Annotated in this window: 16 protein-coding genes; 9 read left to right on the top strand and 7 right to left on the bottom strand. The window is 65.5% G+C overall.

All coding sequences use genetic code 11. The features are described 5' to 3' along the window. Positions 1-82: 82 nt before the first annotated feature. From AC5RWX_RS02095 to AC5RWX_RS02110, 4 genes are all read left to right on the top strand, one after another. The gene (locus AC5RWX_RS02095; protein ID WP_493939985.1) at positions 83-1,087 is read left to right on the top strand and encodes a tripartite tricarboxylate transporter substrate binding protein; all 1,005 of its coding nucleotides are present in this window, start codon (positions 83-85) and stop codon (positions 1,085-1,087) included. 49 nt (positions 1,088-1,136) lie between these two features. After that, positions 1,137-1,688, top strand: coding sequence for a tripartite tricarboxylate transporter TctB family protein (locus AC5RWX_RS02100; protein WP_493945114.1), 552 nt, complete (start codon positions 1,137-1,139; stop codon positions 1,686-1,688). Between the two features lie 87 nt (positions 1,689-1,775). Continuing rightward, positions 1,776-3,302 (top strand): tripartite tricarboxylate transporter permease, encoded by a 1,527-nt coding sequence (locus AC5RWX_RS02105; RefSeq protein WP_493939987.1) that lies wholly within the window; start codon positions 1,776-1,778, stop codon positions 3,300-3,302. Further along, positions 3,299-3,694 (top strand): universal stress protein, encoded by a 396-nt coding sequence (locus AC5RWX_RS02110; RefSeq protein WP_493939988.1) that lies wholly within the window; start codon positions 3,299-3,301, stop codon positions 3,692-3,694. The genes AC5RWX_RS02105 and AC5RWX_RS02110 overlap by 4 nt, the downstream gene beginning before the upstream one ends. A gap of 110 nt (positions 3,695-3,804) precedes the next feature. On the opposite strand, the gene AC5RWX_RS02115 is transcribed toward AC5RWX_RS02110, so the two are convergent. The 5 genes from AC5RWX_RS02115 to AC5RWX_RS02135 form a co-directional block, all read right to left on the bottom strand. After that, positions 3,805-4,500: a FadR/GntR family transcriptional regulator gene (locus AC5RWX_RS02115; protein WP_493945115.1), complete on the bottom strand. Its 696-nt coding sequence runs from the start codon at positions 4,498-4,500 to the stop codon at positions 3,805-3,807. 87 nt (positions 4,501-4,587) lie between these two features. Continuing rightward, on the bottom strand, positions 4,588-5,721 hold the full coding sequence (locus AC5RWX_RS02120) for an L-talarate/galactarate dehydratase (RefSeq protein ID WP_493945116.1): 1,134 nt from the start codon (positions 5,719-5,721) through the stop codon (positions 4,588-4,590). A 79-nt stretch (positions 5,722-5,800) separates the two neighbouring features. Then, on the bottom strand, positions 5,801-6,787 hold the full coding sequence (locus tag AC5RWX_RS02125; protein WP_493945117.1) for a 2-hydroxyacid dehydrogenase: 987 nt from the start codon (positions 6,785-6,787) through the stop codon (positions 5,801-5,803). A 131-nt stretch (positions 6,788-6,918) separates the two neighbouring features. After that, positions 6,919-7,221: a PLDc N-terminal domain-containing protein gene (locus tag AC5RWX_RS02130; RefSeq protein ID WP_493945118.1), complete on the bottom strand. Its 303-nt coding sequence runs from the start codon at positions 7,219-7,221 to the stop codon at positions 6,919-6,921. Between the two features lie 119 nt (positions 7,222-7,340). Beyond that, complete coding sequence (locus AC5RWX_RS02135) at positions 7,341-7,910, bottom strand: DUF1697 domain-containing protein (RefSeq protein WP_493945119.1); 570 nt, start codon at positions 7,908-7,910, stop codon at positions 7,341-7,343. A 574-nt stretch (positions 7,911-8,484) separates the two neighbouring features. Here AC5RWX_RS02135 and AC5RWX_RS02140 point away from each other — a divergent pair. The 5 genes from AC5RWX_RS02140 to AC5RWX_RS02160 all read left to right on the top strand — a co-directional run bounded on the left by AC5RWX_RS02140 (position 8,485) and on the right by AC5RWX_RS02160 (position 17,977). Continuing rightward, entirely contained in the window at positions 8,485-10,383 is a 1,899-nt protein-coding gene (locus AC5RWX_RS02140; RefSeq protein ID WP_493945120.1) for an Hsp70 family protein, read from the top strand. Continuing rightward, on the top strand, positions 10,380-12,971 hold the full coding sequence (locus AC5RWX_RS02145; RefSeq protein WP_493945121.1) for a LuxR C-terminal-related transcriptional regulator: 2,592 nt from the start codon (positions 10,380-10,382) through the stop codon (positions 12,969-12,971). The genes AC5RWX_RS02140 and AC5RWX_RS02145 overlap by 4 nt, the downstream gene beginning before the upstream one ends. A gap of 211 nt (positions 12,972-13,182) precedes the next feature. Then, complete coding sequence (locus AC5RWX_RS02150) at positions 13,183-14,460, top strand: IniB N-terminal domain-containing protein (protein ID WP_493945122.1); 1,278 nt, start codon at positions 13,183-13,185, stop codon at positions 14,458-14,460. Positions 14,461-14,585: 125 nt separating this feature from the next. After that, positions 14,586-16,415 (top strand): dynamin family protein, encoded by a 1,830-nt coding sequence (locus AC5RWX_RS02155; protein ID WP_493945123.1) that lies wholly within the window; start codon positions 14,586-14,588, stop codon positions 16,413-16,415. Then, positions 16,412-17,977: a dynamin family protein gene (locus AC5RWX_RS02160; RefSeq protein WP_493945124.1), complete on the top strand. Its 1,566-nt coding sequence runs from the start codon at positions 16,412-16,414 to the stop codon at positions 17,975-17,977. The genes AC5RWX_RS02155 and AC5RWX_RS02160 overlap by 4 nt, the downstream gene beginning before the upstream one ends. Here AC5RWX_RS02160 and AC5RWX_RS02165 read toward each other — a convergent pair. Next, positions 17,885-18,496, bottom strand: coding sequence for a hypothetical protein (locus AC5RWX_RS02165; RefSeq protein WP_493945125.1), 612 nt, complete (start codon positions 18,494-18,496; stop codon positions 17,885-17,887). The genes AC5RWX_RS02160 and AC5RWX_RS02165 overlap by 93 nt on opposite strands. A 63-nt stretch (positions 18,497-18,559) precedes the next feature. Next, positions 18,560-20,422, bottom strand: a complete 1,863-nt coding sequence (locus tag AC5RWX_RS02170; RefSeq protein ID WP_493945126.1) for an amino acid transporter — start codon at positions 20,420-20,422, stop codon at positions 18,560-18,562. Positions 20,423-20,633 lie beyond the last annotated feature (211 nt).

Here is a 20,633-nt window from a genome sequence, read left to right on the forward strand (position 1 = left end):
CCACTAGTGACCTGTCTCATATGAGTCGGGTCACGGCCGAGACCCGTTCGAACATCGCTGTTCATCGAGCAAGGAGCCCGAAGTGAAAGCACTCTCCATCCGCCGGACCGTTCTAGGTCTGACCGCTGCCTCTGCTGCGCTGGCGTTGACCGCTTGCGGCGGCAACGTTGGGGGCGGCACTGCCGCCGAGGGGGACACCTTCCCCAACGGACCCATCACCCTGACCGTCGGCCAGGCTCCGGGCGGGTCGACGGACCTGATCGCGCGCACCGCGGCCGAAGGCATGGCGGACGAGCTCGGCGTCGCTGTTCCGGTGGTGAACAAGCCCGGTGCCAACGGCGCCCTGGCAACGCAGGAAGTCGCGGCAATGAAGCCCGACGGACAGAACCTCGTCCTGCTGAATGCCTCGCTGATCACGATCACTCCGCTGGCAGTGTCTGAAGGCGAAGCCGTCAGCCTTGACGACCTGGATGTCATCAAGGGCCTCTCCCAGGACGACTACGTGTTGGTTGCCAGCGCCGAATCCGGTTTTGAAAACCTGGACGACATCAAGAACAGCTCCAAGAAGCTGACCTTCGGCACCACCGGCGTGGGCACCGGCTCGCAGCTGTCCCAGGCCATCCTGTTCGCCCAGGCCGAGATCAAGGGCACCGCGGTGCCGTTCGATTCGGGTTCCCCTGCGCTGACCGCTGTCATGGGCAACCAGGTCCAGCTGGCCACCATTCAGCTGGGTGAAGCCAAGCCGCAGATCGACGCCGGCAAAGTCAAGCCGATCGTTGTCTTTTCCGACGAGCGCAACACCTTCCTGCCGGACGTCCCCACCGCCATCGAAGAAGGCTACGAAGTTCCGGTCTCCCAGTACCGCGCCCTGGCTGCCCCGAAGGGCCTGCCTGAAGATGTGAAGGCCAAGCTGGTCGAGTCGGTCGAGGCCGCTCAGGCCACGGACACGTACAAGGCCTTCAACGAGAAGAACATGCTGACCCCCAAGGAGATCTCCGGCGAGGAAGTCGTCCAGCAGTGGAACGACTTGGCTGCCAAGTACAAGGAGCTCACCGAGAAGTACGACATCTCGCTGGCCGGCGAGTAGCAACACCCACGTGAGGCCGTCCGGCCTCCACAGCGAATCGAGTTAAACCATGACGCCCCACCGCGAGACGCCAGCAGAAGGTACTGAGTCAGTCGACGTCGTCGACGATGACCTGACACCGGAGGAACTGGCTGCCCAATGGGAAGCCGAGGCCGCACCGCCGGCAGGACGCATTGCCAACCTCGCTTCATCCCTCGTGGTGCTGGCGCTGGGCGTGGCGGGGCTCGTCATGTCGCTCGGTCTGGGGCTGGGAACGCCCTCCCAGCCCCGGCCCGGCATGTGGCCGTTCGTGGTCAGCCTGATCATCGCTGTCCTCGCGCTCGCCCAACTGGTTGTTGGGCGGCGTGGGGGCCGTGACGGGGAGAAATTCTCCAAACTGTCCTGGCTTGCGGCCATAGGGTTTGTGACCCTGCTGATCATGGTGTTGCTGATGCCGCTGATCGGCTTCGAGGTCCCTGCACTGCTCCTCTGCCTGGTCTGGATGAAGTTCCTCGGCGGTGAATCCTGGCGGGGTGCCATCATCTACTCACTGCTGATTGTTGCCGCGTTCTACGCCATCTTCATCCTTGCCCTGGGAACGTCGATTCCCCACCTGTTCTAGCGGGTTGCGCGCTCCCACGGTGTCGGCTTTGCCGCCACCGCGGAACCCTCGCGCCCCACCCTCGCCCACTGATCCAAAGGTTCTCGCATGGATTTCCTGCAACCGGTCATGGACGGCTTCGGCGTCGTCCTAGAACCCTCCAACCTGCTGTACTGCCTGCTGGGCGTTGTCATCGGCATGCTGATCGGCGTACTGCCTGGCCTCGGTCCGGCAGCCACCATCGCCATCCTGCTGCCGCTGACCTACGGGATCGAGCCCGTCACGGCCATCATCATGTTGGCGGGCATCTTCTACGGCGCACAATACGGCGGCACTATCACCTCGGTGCTGTTGCGACTTCCGGGCGAAGCCAGCTCCGTCGTCACCGTCTTCGACGGCTACCAGCTCGCCAGGAAGGGCAAAGCCGGAACGGCGCTGGGCATCGCCGCCATCGGCTCCTTCATCGGCGGCACGGTGGCCATCATCGGCTTGACCTTCCTCGCCCCGCTGGTGGCAGGTTTCGCATTGGACTTCGGCCCGCCCGAGTACGCAGCCTTGGCCATGGTCGGCATCCTGCTGGTCGCCACGATCAGCAACGGCGCCAAAATCAAGGCATTGATCGCCGCCGCCTTCGGACTTCTGCTGGCCACCGTTGGCCGCGACATTTTCACCGGTGCCGAACGCTTCACGTTTGGCAACCTGAGTCTGGCCGACGGCATCGACTTTGTCCCGGTGGCCATGGGCTTGTTCGGCGTCGGCGAGATTCTCTACAACCTGGAAGAACGCCACCGCGCGGCCCAGGCGCCGGCAACAGTGGCAAACGTTTGGCCGTCCAAGAAGGACCTCAAGCAGTCGGCCGGGGCCATCGGGCGCGGCTCGGTGCTTGGCTTCTTCCTGGGCATCCTGCCTGGCGGCGGCGCCACCATCTCCTCACTCGCCGCCTACGCAGTGGAGAAGAAGCGCGCCAAGAACCCGGAACGCTTCGGCAAGGGCGCCGTGGAGGGCGTTGCCGGTCCGGAGACCGCCAACAACGCCGCGGCCACAAGCTCCTTCATCCCGCTGCTCACCTTGGGCATTCCCGCCAACGCCACCATGGCGATCATCTTCGGCGCGCTGCTCATCCAGGGCGTGACCCCGGGGCCGCAGCTCATTGTCGAGAACCCGGATCTGTTCTGGGGTGTGGTCAACTCGATGTACATCGGCAACATCCTGCTGCTGATCATGTCCATCCCGCTGGTCGGCTTGTTCGTCCGCATCCTGCGGGTGCGCGCCGCCATCCTCGCTCCGATCACCGCACTGATCACCTTGCTGGGCGCCTACACCATCCGCAACTCGATGTTCGATGTGCTGCTGGTGGTCCTCTTCGGCGCCGTCGGGTACCTGATGAAAAAATTCGGATTCGAGCCCGGACCGCTGGTGTTGGCCTTCGTGCTCGGTGCGCTGCTGGAGTCCAGCCTGCGGCGTTCGCTGTTGGTGCTCGACGGAGACGTCGCCGGATTCATGGGCCGGCCGATCTCCGGCACGCTGGTAGTTCTGTTCGTGCTGGTCGCTGTCTGGCCGATGGTCAAGTCCGCCATAGAGCGCCGAAAGAATTCCCGGACCGCACCCCTCACCAAATCTAAGGAGAACGCATGAGCATCCTGGTCGGTTATGTACCTACCCCGGTCGGCGAGGCGGCCGTGTCCGCCGGGATCGCGGAAGCCAAGCTCCGCGGAGAAGAGTTGCTGATCGTCAACTCCACCCGGGAAGGTGCACTGGTCGACAAGACAGTGGCCTCCGAGGAAGACCTCCTGCGGCTTAAATCGGCCGCCGATGAAGCTGGTGTGACAGTCGAGGTCTTGCGCCCCACGCACCGCGACGACTTGGCCGAGGAGATCCTCGAGCTGGCCCGTGAACGAGAGGTCTCGCTGATCGTCATCGGTCTGCGCCAGCGCAGCCAGGTGGGCAAGTTCATCATGGGTTCGCACGCCCAGCGCATCCTGCTGCAGGCAGACCGGCCGGTGTTGGCCGTCAAGGCTGCCGAGTAGCCACAGCCGGCCCACCCGCGCGCAACAACGAAGCGGCAGCAGACCTTGGTCTGCTGCCGCTTCCGTATCCGGACCCTGCGACCTACGGTGCGTGCAGTTCCCGGGGCTCATCAGTGCCCCGATTCGCGCTCCAACCGGTGCCGCGAGTTGACCAGATGGGTGCGCATCGCGGCGGCGGCGGCCATGGCATCGCCGGCCTCGACGGCGGCCAGCACCGCTGCATGCTCGTCCGCCACTTCGGCAAGGCGTGTGGTTTCCCCGTCGGCCGCGCTGGCCTCCAGCCGGTAGCGGGGCATGGCAATCATGGCCGGGCCGAGGGCCGCGATCGCATCCTGCAGATAGGGGTTGCCGCTGGCCTCGGCGACGGTGCGATGGAACTCGAAATCGTGGGCCAAGGCCGCGGCCGGGTTGGAACCGGAGCGAGAGAAGTCAGCGTTTGCGGCGCGCAGGGCCGCCACCTGCTGGTCGGTCCGCCGGACGGCGGCCAAGGCAGCGGCTTCGCTTTCCACGCCGGTGCGGAACTCCACCAGCGCCCGCCGCTCCTGCAGCGTCCGCACCGGCCGGGCGGTCCGCGGCCCGTCCGGCTCCACCGGCGGGGTCAGGGCAAAGCTGCCGCTGCCGCGCCGGGTATGCACCAGCCCCTCGGCCTGCAGCCGGGTGATGGCCTCGCGCACTACGGTGCGGCTCACGCCGTGTTCGGCGATCAGCGTGTTCTCGCTGGGCAGCTTGTCGCCCGGGGCAATCTCGCCGTCGACAATGCGCCGGCGCAGCTCATCGACCAGGGCGGACGTTAGGTTCGGTTTCATCGCTCAGGCGCCTTCCTTCGTGGCAGGTGGGGGAACGACGGCGGTGCGGGGCACCGCCGTCGTTATGTGGATGATGCCCGGCCCGGGTTAGGCGCGGCCGAACTCCACGCTGTCCGTGGTCCAGGCGCGCGCTTGGTCGCTGAAGGTGAAGCCGAGGCCCGGACGGTCCGGGACGATCATCCGGCCGTCGCGGGTCTCAAGACGCTCGTTGAACAGCGGGTCGAGCCAGTCAAAGTGCTCCACCCACGGTTCGCGCGGGTAGGTGGCGGCCAAGTGCAGGTGGATCTCCATGGCGAAGTGCGGGGCCAGGTCCAGCCCGGCCTGGTCGGCCAGCGTGGCCAGCCGGAGGAACTGGGTGATGCCGCCGACGCGCGGTGCGTCGGGCTGGATGATGTCGCAGGCGCGGGCGGCAATCAGCCGTTCGTGCTCGGCCACCGAGGCCAGCATTTCGCCGGTCGCGATCGGCGTGTCCAGGGCGGCGGCAAGGGCGGCGTGGCCCTCGGCGTCGTAGGCGTCCAGCGGCTCTTCGATCCAGACCAGGTCGAACTGTTCCAGGCGGCGTCCCATGCGGAGGGCAGTGGCGCGGTCCCACTGCTGGTTGGCATCCACCATCAGCGGCACGTCGTCGCCAATATGCTCGCGGACGGCAGCAACACGGCGCAGGTCCTCTGCGGTATCGGGCAGGCCGACCTTGATCTTGATGCCGCCGATGCCCTCTTCGATGGAGCGGCTGGCGCGGTCCTTGACCTGGTCGATGGAGGCATTCAGGAAGCCGCCCGAGGTGTTATAGGTGCGGACCGAGTCGCGGTGCGCGCCGAGGAATTTGGCCAGCGGCAGCCCGGCCCGCTTGGCCTTGAGGTCGTACAGCGCAATGTCCAGGGCGGCCAAGGCCTGGGTCGCGACGCCGGAGCGGCCCACCGAGGCGCCGGCCCACAGCAGCTTGTTGTACAGCTTGGCGATGTCGTTGGGGTCCTCGCCGATCATGGTGTCGGCGACTTCCTTGGCATGGGCGTACTGGGCGGGGCCGCCGGCGCGCTTGGAGTAGCTAAAACCCAGGCCCTGATGGCCCTGTTCGGTGGTGATCTCGGCAAACAGGAAGACCACTTCAGTCATCGGCTTCTGGCGTCCGGTGAAGACCTTGGCATCGCAAATCGGGGTGGCCAGCGGCAGGGTGGCGGTTGAAAGCTTGACGTGCCGGATGGCATCGGGTGTGTAGGGCATGGCGGTCCTTACGCGGGATGTGCAGATAAAACTCATCCTACAAGTAGCGAACTTGTCCTACAAGTATCTGCGTTGCGCCTTAGTTCACCGGAGTGACCAGTGAAGCGTCGCGCAGGTAACAGCGCAGGTTCTCCAGGGTCAGTGCGGCCATGTCGGCGCGGGTCTCGTGGGTTCCGCTGCCGATGTGGGGGAGCAGGACGACGTTCTCCAGTTCCATCAGCTCGGCGGGGACGTGCGGTTCGGACGCATAGACATCCAGCCCGGCACCGGCCAAGCGGCCCTCCGTCAAGGCGGAGATCAAGGCTTGTTCGTCCACTACGGAGCCTCGGGCAATGTTGACCAGATAGCCGTCAGAACCGAGTTTGGCCAGCACCTCGGCGTCGACCAGGCGGGCCGTCTCGGGGCCTCCGGCTGCGGCGATGACCAGTACCTCCACGGTGTCGGCCAGGGCGGCCGGTGAGGCATGGTAGACGAAGTCGGAGCCTTCGACGGGACGGCGGTTGTGATAGTGGATCTCGCAGTTGAAGGCCTCCAATCGCGCTGCGATGGCCCTGCCGATGCGGCCAAGGCCGAGGATTCCGACCTTCTTGCCGGAAGCGCGGACGGCCAGCGGATAGGACGGGGTTGACTGCCACTTGCCCCGGCGGACAAACCGGTCGGCGGCGGTGGTTTGGCGCAGCACATCCAGGTAGAGGGCCAGCGCCGTGTCTGCCACGCAGTCGGTGAGTACGTCCGGTGTGTTGCTGATGGCGATGCCCCGTTCCTTCGCCTGTTTGACGTCCGTGGCATCGTAGCCCACGCCAAAGTTCACAATGGCCTCAAGGTTGGGCAGTCGGCGCATCAGATCGGTATCCACACCGATCCGGCCGGAACAGACCGCCACCTGAACGCCGTCGGCGTGCCGCAGCAGGAATTCTGCGCGCTCCGGGCCGTCCGGGAGTCGCAGGGCACCGAACTCCTGGGCCAATGCAGTAGCCACGGCGGGATTCACCGGCCCGACCTGAAGGATCTGCTTTCCGGAGTTGGCTGGGTGGCTTTCGGGCTGCGCGGCCGCGTAGGTGGTCATACTGGCAACAGTAAGAAAGCGGGCGATTCAGGTCCAACACGCAGATGGCATGGATCGATACCCCCGAGGCATGGCCGATAATTGGGGCCGACCGCAGCGATCGGACCGGGGAACTCATCCTGGAGGAACCTTTAGGGGGCTGAAGGCCCTGTTGCTCGATGTACAGGCGCTATGTCGGACCGGGACATACCGGCAGCGGCCCAGCGCGATGCGGTCAAAAACCAGAGCAGCGGGCCGAGGAGCGGTAATGCCAGCACCACCACGGACCAGCCCGACTTAGCGGCGCGCTGCCGGTTGCTCCGCCAAATGCTGACCAGCGCACCGGTGGCCAGGAGCAGGGCAAAGGGGCCGGCACAGATGACGGCAGATATCCACGTGACTGAGTCGACCAGCAAAGGACCCCCCTCCCTCAATAGTCCTCTGGCCGGACGCACCGGTTATTGGACTGCCTGCTACGAGTCTAAAATCGCATCCCTGCGGCGTACCATCCTCCAAGAGGATGAATTACGTGTGGGCGCCTCCACCCTGGGTAGCACGTGCCGTCGGCCGCCTGTCAGGTCTGTGGCGGAAACTTGGCCAGCACCTTGTGCATCGTGTTGAGGTTCCTCGTGGTGGTCAGTTGCTTGTACTTCGCCTTGGCAAGGTGCTTGGACAGCTTCGACTCCAAGGTGCTGCCTTTCGGGACTTCCCAGTACAAGACATCGCCGCCGGGAGCAGCACGCTCTTCGGGTGACAGCCCGGGGCAGTCCTCGAGCATTCGTTCCACTACGTCCCGACCGGTGGTGATTACCGCATAGGCATGTCGGGGAACACCGTCCTCGGCCGGGGTAAAGGGGTAGCCGTCGATGATGGCCGCTACTTCTTCCCGGCTTTTGACGATCACCCAGGCGTCGTAGCCGAAGGCTGCGCGCAAGGTTGATTGGACGCTTTCCTTGACCACTGCCGGATCATCGGTCTCTGTGCGGAGAACCACGTTGCCCGACGCCAGCACCGTTTGGACGTCCGCGAAGCCGGAATGAGCCAGGACCTGACTCAAATCCTTCATGGCAATCCGAATTCCGCCGACATTGATGCCCCGAAGGAAGACCGCAAAGGTGTGAGGAGCCCGGGTGGTGACAGACATATTTTTATTGTGCCCTGCGAGGTGCTGGTCGGCCCGGTTTTCGTTGTATGCAGTAGGTGTAATCGGTTGACCAAACCGCCCCGAGAGGGATGACGTCAGGCAGATGCTGAAACCGGCATATGTACCACTGTCGCAGTGCATTCGCAGGGATCTATCGTCCTTGGAAGTAACCATTAACCAAAGCTTTGAGTGAACCATTAACCAACTCCAGAATGGTCACGACCGGGCTTTGTGGCGTGAATTCTCCCTTGTTTTACCCCGGAAGCGCTCCTACGCTAAACCATGTTGGAACGGCATCAGGAAGGATGCCGCATTCACTTTTGGGGCACTGCGGCCGGGAGCTGAGAGTGTCACTAGCAGTGCCTAGGACACGGGCGGGCATCCGGCCGGCGGGGGAAGCAGAGCGTGGCTCTGGCAACAGTATGAAAGCGGTGAGGGATGTCCTCGCTGGGCGTCCTATGGGGGATTCATGGCCTATGTACTGAGTGTCGATGTCGGCACAAGTTTCACGGCAGCAGCGACTGTCCGATACGGGGAAGGGGATCTCGACGCTCGGCAGCCGCAGCCTGTTAGTTTGGGTTCGCGTGCGGCGGCCGTGCCGTCCGTCATTTATTTGGGCGATGACGGTACCGTCCTGGTCGGTGAGGCCGCCGAGAGACGGGGAGTTACTTCCCCTGAGCGGGTGGTCCGCGAATTCAAGCGGCGGATCGGTGATGCTGTGCCGATCCTGGTGGGGGACCAGTTCGTCACGCCCGAGAGCATTTTTGCCACGGTTGTCCGGTGGGTCGTCGACCGGACGCAGGAACGCGAAGGCGAGGCCCCGGAAAGCGTGGTGGTGTCCCATCCCGCTAGCTGGGGCGACTACAAGGTGGGACTGATCCGGGAGGCTCTGGCCGCCGTCGGGCTGGCTGACGTGGTGCCGCTGAGCGAGCCTGAGGCCGCCGCCTTGCATTACGCCTCGCAGGCACGGGTGCCGGCCGGGAGCTTGATCGCGGTCTACGACTTCGGCGGCGGGACCTTTGATGCTGCCGTTCTGCGCAAGGACGACACCTCCTCGTTCACCCTGCTGGGCAGGCCAGAAGGTCTCGACCGGGTGGGCGGAGCGGATGTTGACGACCTCGTCTTTGACCACGTAGCGGCCAACCTGGACGGCGGACTGAACGGTGCAGACCTCACTACGCCGGAGGCGCGGATGGCACTGGCCCAAATCAGGCGCGACTGCGTCGAAGCAAAAGAGGCCCTCTCGGTGGACTCTGAGGCGACCATCCCCGTCTTGCTGCCGGAACACCAGACGGCTATACGCCTGGTGCGGACGGAGTTCGAGGGCCTGATCGAGCACCTTGTGCGCGATACTATCGGCTCCCTGAACCGGGCGCTGGAGGCGGCGAACGTTGCCGCCGATGACCTGACCGCGGTTCTGCTGACTGGCGGCTCATCCCGGATCCCGCTGGTCGCTCAAATGCTGTCCGCTGAGTTGGGACGTCCCATCGCGATAGACGCGGATCCGAAGGCCTCGATCAGCCTGGGCGCTGCCTACTTCGTGGCCCGAGACCATGTAGCTCCGGCCAAGGAGCACGCGCTGGCGCACGTGCGCAGTACGGAAGCGGAAGCAGCCACCACGAGTGAAGTGGGCGGACGGAAGCATTCGCCCATCGGTGTTTCCGCCCCGGTTGCGCAGTCGATCGCCGACGAGGGCACCACCCGTAAGCACGCCTTCTCTGTGCGCGCGGCCGCCGTGACAGTGGCGGTGGCGACCTTGACGGCCCTGACCGCCACGGCCGCTCAAAGTCCCCAAGACTTCGGTCTGTTCGGTTCATCACCGGGCATCGCCCAGGGCACCGCCGCGGAACGGAACAGCTACCTCCCCGGCGGCGCTAGCCAGCAAAGCGAAGGCACCGGTTTGGCAAATTCGGTGATGGCTGCCGAGCCGGTGCAGCCCGGTATGAGTCCCGTTGTTTCGTGGGACAGCCCGGATGGAAAGGCGGCCGACAAGGCCGGCCAGGGCCCGGAGGACTCGTCCACGTCCGGTACGGCAGGGAACGCCCCGCAGGACAAAACGCCGCGAACATCAACGACGGCGCCGGACAGCAGGCCGGGGACTGCTCCGGGTGGCACACCCACGCCAGATCGGGGCGGTAAACCTACCGGTGCCCCCGGCACGGCGTCCGACCCCGGCACCAACAGCGGCACCAACAGTGGCACCGGCACTCCTGCTCCGGCAAATCCTGGCACCGCGGTGCCGACCCAACCAACACAGCCGAGTCCGTCGCCCGTGCCGGACCCGGTTGTCACACCTGTACCGACAACTGGACCGGAACCTCAACCGGCGGAGCCGACCCCCGCCCCGGAGCCGACGTCGTCAGAGACCGCCGTCGAAGCTCCGCCAGCAGAGAATCCGACATCACCGGCTTCGACCGATTCGGAGCAGCCACCAAATCCGGCGGCCGATCCGGCTCCTTCGGTGCCGGCATGACAGCTGCGAGACACATCCCCGTGGCCGCTGGCCGGCGGCTGGTAAACCGCAAAGCCGCGCAACTGGTGGCCGAGGCCTCGGTGGACCCCCGGTCACGGTTGTTGGCCAGCGTGTCCGGACCCGGCGGCTCAGGCAAGAGCACCCTGCTGGAGAACTTGGCGGTGGTCTACCGCGAGGCAGGAATCCCCGTGAGTTCGGGAACGCAAGCTCTGCAGCAAGGCGCGGTGGACGAGGGAACCACCGTGCTGATCGACGATGCGCATCAGTTGAACGCCCTTGACGTGGAGCGCATCCATCGGTTGGTTGACAAGCAGCATGTTAACGTAGTCGTCGCCTATCGAATGTGGCCGCTGTTGCCCGCTTTGAAACGGCTAACGGCAACGCTCGAGGCACACCGCCGGCCGGTCCTGTTGGGGCCATGGACCAGGGACGACGTGGCGGCCCATGCCGCCGCCACCGGGGGGAAGCCGCTTCCCGGTTCCGTCATAGACCAGGTCTTCGAACTCACGGGCGGCATGCCGTGGCTGGTTCAGCATGCGATGGAAGCGATCGGTGATGGGGGCCGAGCGCTACCGAAACATCCGCTGGAGTTCGGTGGACTCATCGACCACATCGGTTATGAACTCGACAAGCTGGAGCCTGACCTGCGCGAGTTGTTGCTGGCACTGGCGGTCGGTTTCGATCCAGCAGGGCCCCTGCCGGCCGGTCTGGAGGACGCACCGGGCGGAATCGACTCTCTGATGTCGCAGGCAGCGGCAGCGGGGTTGGTTCTTCCGGAGGGCACCCTTCCCGCGCTGATGCGCAGCGTCCTGCTTCAGACCACTCCACCGCATCAGGTGCGGGCGGTCCAACATGCCTTGGCCGAACTCATATCCACCGGCATGACCCCGGACCCTACTGACATAGCCCGTGGTCTCGCCCAAAGCGGGCTCCAGGATCCGCGCGTGGCTCGCACACTCGAAGCGGCCGGCGACAGTGCCCTGGCGACCGAGCCGCAACTGGCCGCAACGCTCTACGAGGAAGCGAGCTCTGCCGGCGCACCGGCAGTAACGACGGCGGCGCGCCGCGCCCAAGCGGCTTTGGCCACCGGAGATCTTGATGGTGCCGGCCGGCTCGTGGACCCGGTCCTGACGCAACCTGAGGCACCTGACAAGGGCCGCGGTGCAGATGTGGCGGCGTCGTTGTGGGCCCAGCGCGGGATGCTCGCGCGGAGTGCTCAGGTCTACCGCTGGGTCGGCACCCCTGCCGCAGATGCTTCCGACGCTCTGGCCGCCGTCGTGATGATCGGCACCGGCGACCGAGACAGTGCACGGAGCCTGCTCGCCGCCGACCGACCGGCAGAATCACCAACGCTAACCAATGTCGCGGTCGCGCTGATGGGACAAGGCATCGCGGAGTCCGTTGGCGAGCACACCGAACGCGCCCTTCCAGCCCTGGTCCGGGCTTCCGACATGCTGACTGCCTCCGGAGCTGCGATCCCACTGCCGGACAGCCCGGCGGCACTTGCCGCACTGGTGGCCCTGCACAGCGGGGAGCTCCCGGTAGCCGAATCCGTGCTCGACGATGCGCTGCGCGGAGGCCAGGGCGGGCCAGCCGACAGGCGCCGGTTGCTGCTCCTGCGGGCTTGGGTCGCCATGCTGCAGGACCATCCCGACAACGCCGTAGCGGCGATAGCGGAGGCTACCGCCGGCGGAACCAGTCCTACTCCGCGCGACGAATTGTTGCTGGACGCTTTGCACGTGGGTTTGGCGCGGCGAACCGACGATATGGCCGGTTTGGTGCGTGCCTGGGAGCGGGCGCGGGCACGTCTGCTGCATGTCGCCGTCGACCTCTACAACCTGTTGCCGCTGGGCGAGCTGGCGGTGGCCGCCGCCCGCCTGCGCGATTCCGAACGGCTTCGGCCACACTTAGCTGACGCGTGGGCGCTGCTGGAAAGGCTGGACGAGCCTGCCCTGTGGTCCACGCCGCTGCACTGGTACGCCGTCCAAGCCGCAATCCTCGCGGAGAAGCCCAGCGAGCTGGCACCCCACGCCTCGGCGCTGGTGCGGGCGTCGGGCAAGTATCGATTGGCGGCCGTGCTGGCGACAGCCGGCCGGTGCTGGGTATCCGTCCTCGCGGGCAGGATCGACCCGCGTGCAGTCGAAGAATCCGCCCGCGCACTTGCGGCCGCCGGCCTTACCTGGGACGGCGCCCGGCTGGCCGGACACGCGGCAGCCCATGCGGATGAGCGCAAGGACATGAGCCGCCTCTTGGCCTGCGCCCGGGATCTGCACCCAGGGACGCGCGGCACCACGGAGCCTGCCCATCCAGCCCAGTCCGCCCCGAAGGACGAACCACGGATAATCCTGCCAGCCGCAAAAGCACCTGCTCCGGAGGGCGCCGCTTTGAGCGAGCGGGAGCGCGAAGTGGCCCGGTTGGTTTTGGAGGGCAAGACCTATCGGGAGATCGGCGCTGCGATTTTCATTTCGCCGCGCACCGCAGAACACCACATCGCGCGGATCCGCCGGCGGTTGGGGGCTGCAAACCGCTCCGAGCTACTGACCCAGCTACGGCTTGCGCTGGGCGAAGACGGCGCCCAAGGGCCGTAGTTCCGCGGCGTAGCGGGACTTGGGCCCACCCTACCTAGTCCGCGGAAGCCGTAATCCCCCTCCGGGGAGCGGGCAACGGGGGAGGAAGCCCCGATGCCGGCAGCAGCACCCCGACCGTAGCTTTGAATCAAGCCAAGCAACATTGCTCGGCGGGCCACCATCCATAGCTTTTGGCCACATCCAGTAGGACCTAGATTGGGGAATCAACATAATGCCTACGCTTGCTAGCTCTCTTCTCGAATTCATCATGAATCTGCTCCGGGATCCGCGCGCTGCCGACGAATTCACCGCTGACCCGGACGCGGCCTTGGCCAGCGCCGGACTGTCCGGCGTGTGCTCGGATGACGTGGACGCGATCATGCCGGTCATCTTGGACTACGCACCGGTGGGTTCCGGATCGTCCTTCGACCGTGAGTACAACACCGGTGGCAACCACGGCGGTGACACCGGCGACTGGTCCAGCGACAACGGCGGCTGGGGCCACGGACGGGACGATGACGATGACGACCATGGGCATGGACGCGGCTGGGATGACGACGACGATGACGACCGCGGCCACGGGCGCGGCCGGGACGACGATGACGACCATGGGCATGGACGCGGCCGGGACGATGACGACGACGATGACCGCGGCCACGGCGGCGGGCGCGGCGACGACCACGACCACGCGGTGCAGCAGCTGACGCACATCGTCAACAACTACTCCTACACCTCCAACATCGACGACCGGGACACCAACATTGACCAGTCCGTGAACCAGAACATCTGGGCCAACGGCGACGTCACGCAGTGGTTCGACAATGACCTGGTGGTAGCGTCGGGCGACGAAGCCATCGCGGCCGGGGACGATGCAGACGTGGACAATTCGACCGGCGACGAAAACAACCACTCGGTCAACATCACGACGGGCAACGTCGGCGGCGGAATCGCGATCGGCAATACGGACAACTCCATCGAGGACTCCTACAACGAGGACCACTCCATCGAGGACTCCTACAACGAGGACCTCGACCTGGACGTCGAGGTGGAAGACTCGTTCAACGACAACTCCAAGGACATCGACCTGACCAACGTCGGCAACGAGGACAACGACCTCACGGTTGGTGACGTCGCTATCGATGCTTCCCAGGACAACGACGGGGTCGACGTCACGACGGGCGACATCACCGTCGATGCATCCACGCAGGACAACGATGGCATTGATGGCAACGGCAACGTCGTCGGTAATGACGGCAACGCGATTGATAACGACGGCAGCGCCATCGGCAATGACGGCAATGCCATCGGCAACGAGGACAACGATTTCATTGTCCAGGACAACGTGGTCACCGTCGGGAACGAAGACAACGACACCACCATCAGAGACATCGACGCCGAGTTCACCGGGATTGACCAGTCGGTCAACGACTCGATCGTCATCGCTGACAACGACAACAACGACCTGCTGACCGATAACGACGTGGTCGATGCAGATGTCGAGATGGACTAACCGATACCGATCTGACAACTGAATCACGACAGATCAGCTGTCCAGCAGGGGGCCGGGGGGACCTCCTGCTGGACAGCATCACAGCGTTACGGTCCGGCTGGGGGCCGGAAACAGGAGGGAAAACGGTGGCGGAACTCGTCAAGCTGGTGGAACAGGGTCTGGAACTTGCCGCGAAGGGCGAACGCGCAGATTTGCAGCGGCGACTGGAACAGACCCGCAAGCGGCTGAAAGACCCGACCACCAGGGTGATCGTCGTTGGCGAATTCAAACAGGGCAAGAGCCAGCTGATCAACGCGCTGGTGCATGCGCCGGTTTGTCCCATCGACGACGACGTCGCCACCTCCGTTCCCACCGTGGTGAAGCAGGGGAATCCCGCCTCGGCCGTGATCCTGGTGCCGAAGGACGGCAACGCATCCGCTGACGCGGAAGTGGAACTGGAGCGCCGGCCGATCGCTCTCGAGGAACTGGCCCAGTACGTTTCGGAACGCGGGAACCCGGGCAATGAGCGCCGATTGGCAGCCGCGGAAGTCTTGCTCCCGCGCAAAATCCTGGACGGCGGATTGGCCCTGGTCGACTCTCCGGGCGTTGGCGGACTGGACTCGGCGCACTCCCTGACCACGCTGACCGCGCTGCCGACAGCAGATGCCATGCTGCTGGTCTCCGATGCATCGCAGGAGTTCACCGAGCCGGAACTCCGGTTCCTGCGGCAGGCCCAGCGGATCTGCCCGAACGTAGCCGGAGTCCTGTCTAAAACGGACCTGTACCCGCAATGGCGGCGCGTGGCCGAGCTGGACCGGGGGCATTTGGAGCGGATCGGGGCAGATATGCCGCTGATTCCGCTCTCCTCGGAATTGCGGCTGCAGGCCGCCGCGCTGCGCGACAGTGAATTAAACGCCGAATCAGGGTTCCCGGAGCTGGTGGCATACCTGCGGAACAACATCCTGGCCCAGAGCGACAGGCTCCAGCGGCGCTCGGTGGCCCAGGACCTGATCTCCGCCACCGATCATTTGCAACTGTCGCTGAAGTCCGAATTGAGCGCACTGGAAAATCCGGACGGCACGCCGGAGATGCTCGCCGAACTGGAAGCGGCCAAGGAACGCGCCGATGAGCTCCGCCGTCGTTCTTCCCGTTGGCAGGTCACGCTCAATGACGGCATAAGCGACTTGATCTCGGATATGGAACATGACCTGCGTGACCGGTTGCGCAGTATTCTGCGGGACGCGGAGCAGGCCATCGATGCCGGTGATCCAGGTCCGCAGTGGGACCAGTTTGTGCACTGGCTGGAACAGCGGGTCGCGTCGGCCGTTTCGGACACCTTCGTGTGGACGAACGAACGGTCGCTGTGGCTGGCGGAACGGGTCGCCGAACACTTCAATCAGGATGAGGTAACCCTGCCGTCGCTGCAAGTGGATTCCACCGAGAACGTGCTGGATCCGGTGGAGGGGATCCCGGGCCTGGATCCCGGGCGCATGGGACCGGTTCAGAAGATCCTGATCGGCATGCGCGGCTCGTACGGCGGAGTACTGATGTTCGGTTTGTTGACCGGGATTATGGGCATGGCGTTAATCAACCCGATTTCGGTCGGTGCCGGCCTGCTGCTGGGTGGCAAGGCATACCGGGAGGACAAGGAAGCCCGGTTGAAGCGACGCCAGCAGGAAGCCAAGGCGCTGGTGCGGAAACAGATTGACGAGGTCGTGTTCCAGGTGGGCAAGCAGCTCAAGGACCGCCTGCGGATGGTCCAGCGGGGCACCCGCGACCATTTCACTGCTCTGGCGGAAGAGCATCACCGCTCGCTGGCCGATTCGGTGCTGGCCGCACAGAAGGCAGCGAGCAGTTTCAACCAGGAACGCGGCCTGCGGATCCGGGAGATCAAAGCATCGCTCGCGCTCGTGGAATCGCTTCGCAAACAGGCTCTTGCGCTGGATGTTGCGCCGCAGTTGGCGGCACAGAAATGAATGCGGGAGCGGACGTGGAGGCGGCTCGCGGGCTGGTTCAAGAAGCGATCGAAGCCTACCGCGATGACCCCGCTGTGCGTCAGGTTCTGGAGGGCTATGCGCACCGCCTCGACGAGCCCTTGCGGGTGGCCATTGCCGGCATGATTAAGGCCGGCAAATCGACGCTGCTCAACGCCATCATTGGTGAGGAGATCGCACCGACCGACACGGGGGAGTGCACCCGGGTGGTCACCTGGTATCGCTACGGCGACACTCCGCGGATCACCCTGTACCCGCGGGTTGGATCGCCACGAAACGTGCCGATCAAGCGGACGCACGGCCGGCTGGCCTTCGAGCTCGGCGGGATCGAGGCCGGCGACGTCGCACGGCTGGTGGTGGACTGGCCGTCCAAGACCTTACGTGACATCACACTGATCGACACGCCGGGCATTGCCTCGCTCTCCCGGGACGTGTCGGCCCGCTCCACCGAGTTCCTGGTGCCCACCGACGCACCTTCGGAAGCGGACGCCATCATCTACCTGCTGCGGCACCTCCACGCATCCGACCTCGGCTTTTTGGAGTCGTTCCGGGACACCGCCGCCGGCCAGAGCGGCACGGTCAACGCGCTGGCCGTGTTATCCCGCGCGGACGAGGTCGGTGCGGGACGGATTGATGCGCTGCTCTCCGCCCAGGAGATAGCCGCGCGCTACCGCCGCGATGGCGCATTGCGTGCGCTGGCGCTTGGGGTAGTCCCGATTGCCGGCCTGCTGGCGCAATCGGCCCGCAGCCTGAGGCAGGCGGAGTTTTCCATCCTCACCGAACTCGCGTCCTTGGACCGCCGGGAGCGCGAGCGTCTGCTGCTGTCCGCCGACCGGTTCGTCCGCCCCGGAGGACCGCTGACTGCGACGCCGGAAGCACGAGCGGACTTGCTGGACCGGTTCGGGGTCTTCGGACTCCGGCTGGCAGCGGCACTGCTGCGCGGAGGCATCTCTGATCCGACCGTGCTGGCCCACGAACTGGCCCGCCGCAGCGGGCTGGATGAACTGCTGGCCGTGATGAGAGGGCAGTTTCAGGCCCGCGCCGGACAGCTGAAAGCCCGCACCGCCCTGGTCGGCATTGAGAAGCTGCTGAACGACCATCCGCGCCCCGGCACGGACGCGGTCGCGGCGACCCTGGAACGGCTGCTCGCCAGCGCCCACGCCTTCCGCGAACTGCGGATGCTGGCGGTAGCGCGCACCACCGGGCTGCCGCTGGAACCGCAGCTGGCCGCCGAAGCCGAACGCATGATCGGCGGCGACGGTGTTTCTGCCCACGAACGGCTCGGCCTGCCCCGGGAAACGCCCGACGACGAACTGCGGAAACACGCGCTGGCATCCCTGCGGCGGTGGCACGCGGTAGCGGCTGATCCGCTGCGCGGCCGGGCCGTCGCGGAAGCCTGCCAGACCGTCATCCGCAGCGGAGAGGAGCTGCTGGCCGGCATGCAGCCTGCGTCAGGGGGCCGGGTGGCCGCGCGCCTGGTTATCGGCACGGAACCATTGGCTGGCCCCGCCCAAGACGCTGGCGACTACCGCCGCGCCGGCTAGAACCAGCTGCAGCACCAGCAAGACTCTGATGCCCAACTCTTGATCGCCCGGGGCCGCCAGGAAGGCATCGGCCAAGAGCGTCACGGCTCCATTGACCAACAACATGGCCAGCAGCACGAACCGCACTTTCCCGTGCCGGCGCATGAGCACACCCAGCAGCACAGCCTCGATCAGGATGACCAGCGCCAGCATGCCCAGGGTCCCCCAAAAGACCACCACCGCGAGGGCCTCCACGGTCTGCTGGTCGTCGCCCCGTTCCAGTCCGTTGATGAGTCCGCGCACGTGCTCGAGGATCCCGTCCCGGGCGAAGAACGCGAAGATCCCCGCGATCAGCCCGGACGCGAAACTCAAGACCCACAGGAACCGGACCCTTTTGACGGCAGGCGGCGGCTTCAGGATCTCCCTGATCGGTGCCGGCGTACGGTCCGACAGGGGCGGACGCGGCGGCGCAGGACGTTCCGGTTCGCCGGACAACCCCCCGGTAGCTCCAGGCGCCCCCATTCCTGGTTCATGAGACATGCCAGTAATCTAAACCGCCATCTGTTCGGGCCGCAATGGCGCTCCCGACGCCTCCGGGGTCTCTCAGCCGACGTGGATGCCGGGGCGGCGGGCCGGATCGGGTTCGTTTTGGCGGATGATTTCGCGGACCACGGGCGCGGTGTCGCCCTGCCCCAGGAGCAGATAGCGGAAGAGGTGGCCTAGCGGGTTGCCCTCGGACCATTCGAAATAGGCATGAGGGCGGACACCGGTCGCATCCCGGATCGCCAAAAGGATGGACGCAATCGCGTTTGGTACAGCGGGGCTTTCCGCCCGCAGCACCCGGTACCCATCCACGTCAACGCCGCGGACCCGCAGGACCTTGGTGAAAGCAGACGGGTCAACGATGTCAATTTCGAGGAACAAGACGTCCGCACTGCCAGGCACGGCATTCATGTACCGTTGGGAGGCCTCTTTGGCGCTGTACTCGGCTTGATTGCCTGGCCGACGTTTGGCGATGATGTCCAGCGCGCCGTCATAGTCCAGCGAATCGCTGATGAACCGCCGGGCTGCCTGGTCGAACTCGATTCGGTCGGCGCGCAGCTCGATCGTCCGGGTGACCCGGGAGACCAGCGACACCGTGACCATGCCCAGGACGAAGAGGCCGCAGATGGCGATGCCGTCCGGCTTTTCCACGATGTTGGCCAGCAGCGCGTACAGCAGGACCAAGCTCAGCGCGGCGTACCCGGCAGCGGAGCGGAGCTTCTGCCGGCGGGCAACAGTGAAGGTTACCGCGACGGCTGCAGAGACCATCATGGCCAGGATCCCGGTGGCGTAGGCTCCGGCCTGGGCATTGACGTCGGCGCGGAAACCCAGGGTGATCAGCACGCTGACGCCGGTGTAGACAAGGACCACCGGCCGGATGGCGCGGGTCCATTCGGGTGCCATGCCGAATCGAGGCAGGTAGCGCGGAACAATGTTGATCAGCCCCGCCATGGCCGAGGCTCCGGCGAACCACAGGATCAGGATGGTTGCTGCGTCATAGATCGTCCCGATTCCTTCGCCAAACATCCCGTGGGCCAGATACGACAGGGCCCTGCCGTTGGCGGGTCCTCCGGGAGCGTAGGCCTCGGGAGGGACCATAACCGCTGTGACGAAGCTGCTGCCCAGCAGGAAACCGCTCATCACCACCGCCGCGCAGGTGAGCAGTTTCTTGCTGTTGTGGATGCGCGAGGCCAGGCGCTGGGCCCGGGTCTCGCCGGTCGAGGCGACCAGCGGCATCATGCTCACGCCTGTTTCGAAGCCGGACAGCCCCAGGACCAGCAGCGGAAAGGCCAATAGCAGGGTCAAAGCCAGGCTTCCGAAACCGACGTTCGCCGATGCCACCGCCTGGGTCCAGCCGGAGAGCAGACCCGGCTCCTGGGCGATCGTCGCCAGCCCCGCTGCGATGACCACGGCGTTCATGACCAGGAACACGGAAACCAGCGGTACGGCAATGGCCACCGCCTCGCTGAAGCCGGTCAGGAAGACGCCGCCGAGGAGCAGCAGCAGGGTGATGGTGACAGGGACGGCCTCGCCTTGCAGGAAGCCGGGGACGTAGGGATTTTCCAGCACGTGCACCGTTGCGTCGGCGGCGGACAGCGTGATCGTGATGATCCAAGAGGTGGCTATGAACCCGAGCAGGACGAGGATGACCACCTTTCCCTTCCAGAAGGGGAGCAGCCGGTCCAGCATGGCCACAGAACCCTGACCATGCGGGCTCTCGGCGGCCACACGCCGGTAGAGCGGCAGCATGCCCAGCAAGGTGAGCCCCACGATGAGCAACGTGGCCAGCGGCGACAGCGGTCCGACTGCGATCAGGGCGATTCCGGGAAGATAGGACAGCGTCGAAAAATAGTCGACGCCGGTCAGGCAGACGACTTTCCACCAAGGGTAGGACGCGGTCCCCGGAGCGCTTTCCCGGCCCACCGGCGGGACCTTGTCCTTAACCAACCAGCGGCCCAGCGGGCGGCGGAGCGGTGGCGGGGGACCCGGCCTTGGCACAACGGCAGGGACCGCATGTTCAAGCGACCAACGCACCTGATTCTCCAGTTGCCCCGGCCGGCGGACCCCGGTTTGAGGCCCTGTCGCGGGGCGTTCCCACAGTATAAATCCGTCATGGGCCGGACACGAGCGGTTG

Source organism: Arthrobacter sp. SPT-J7 (assembly GCF_059089965.1).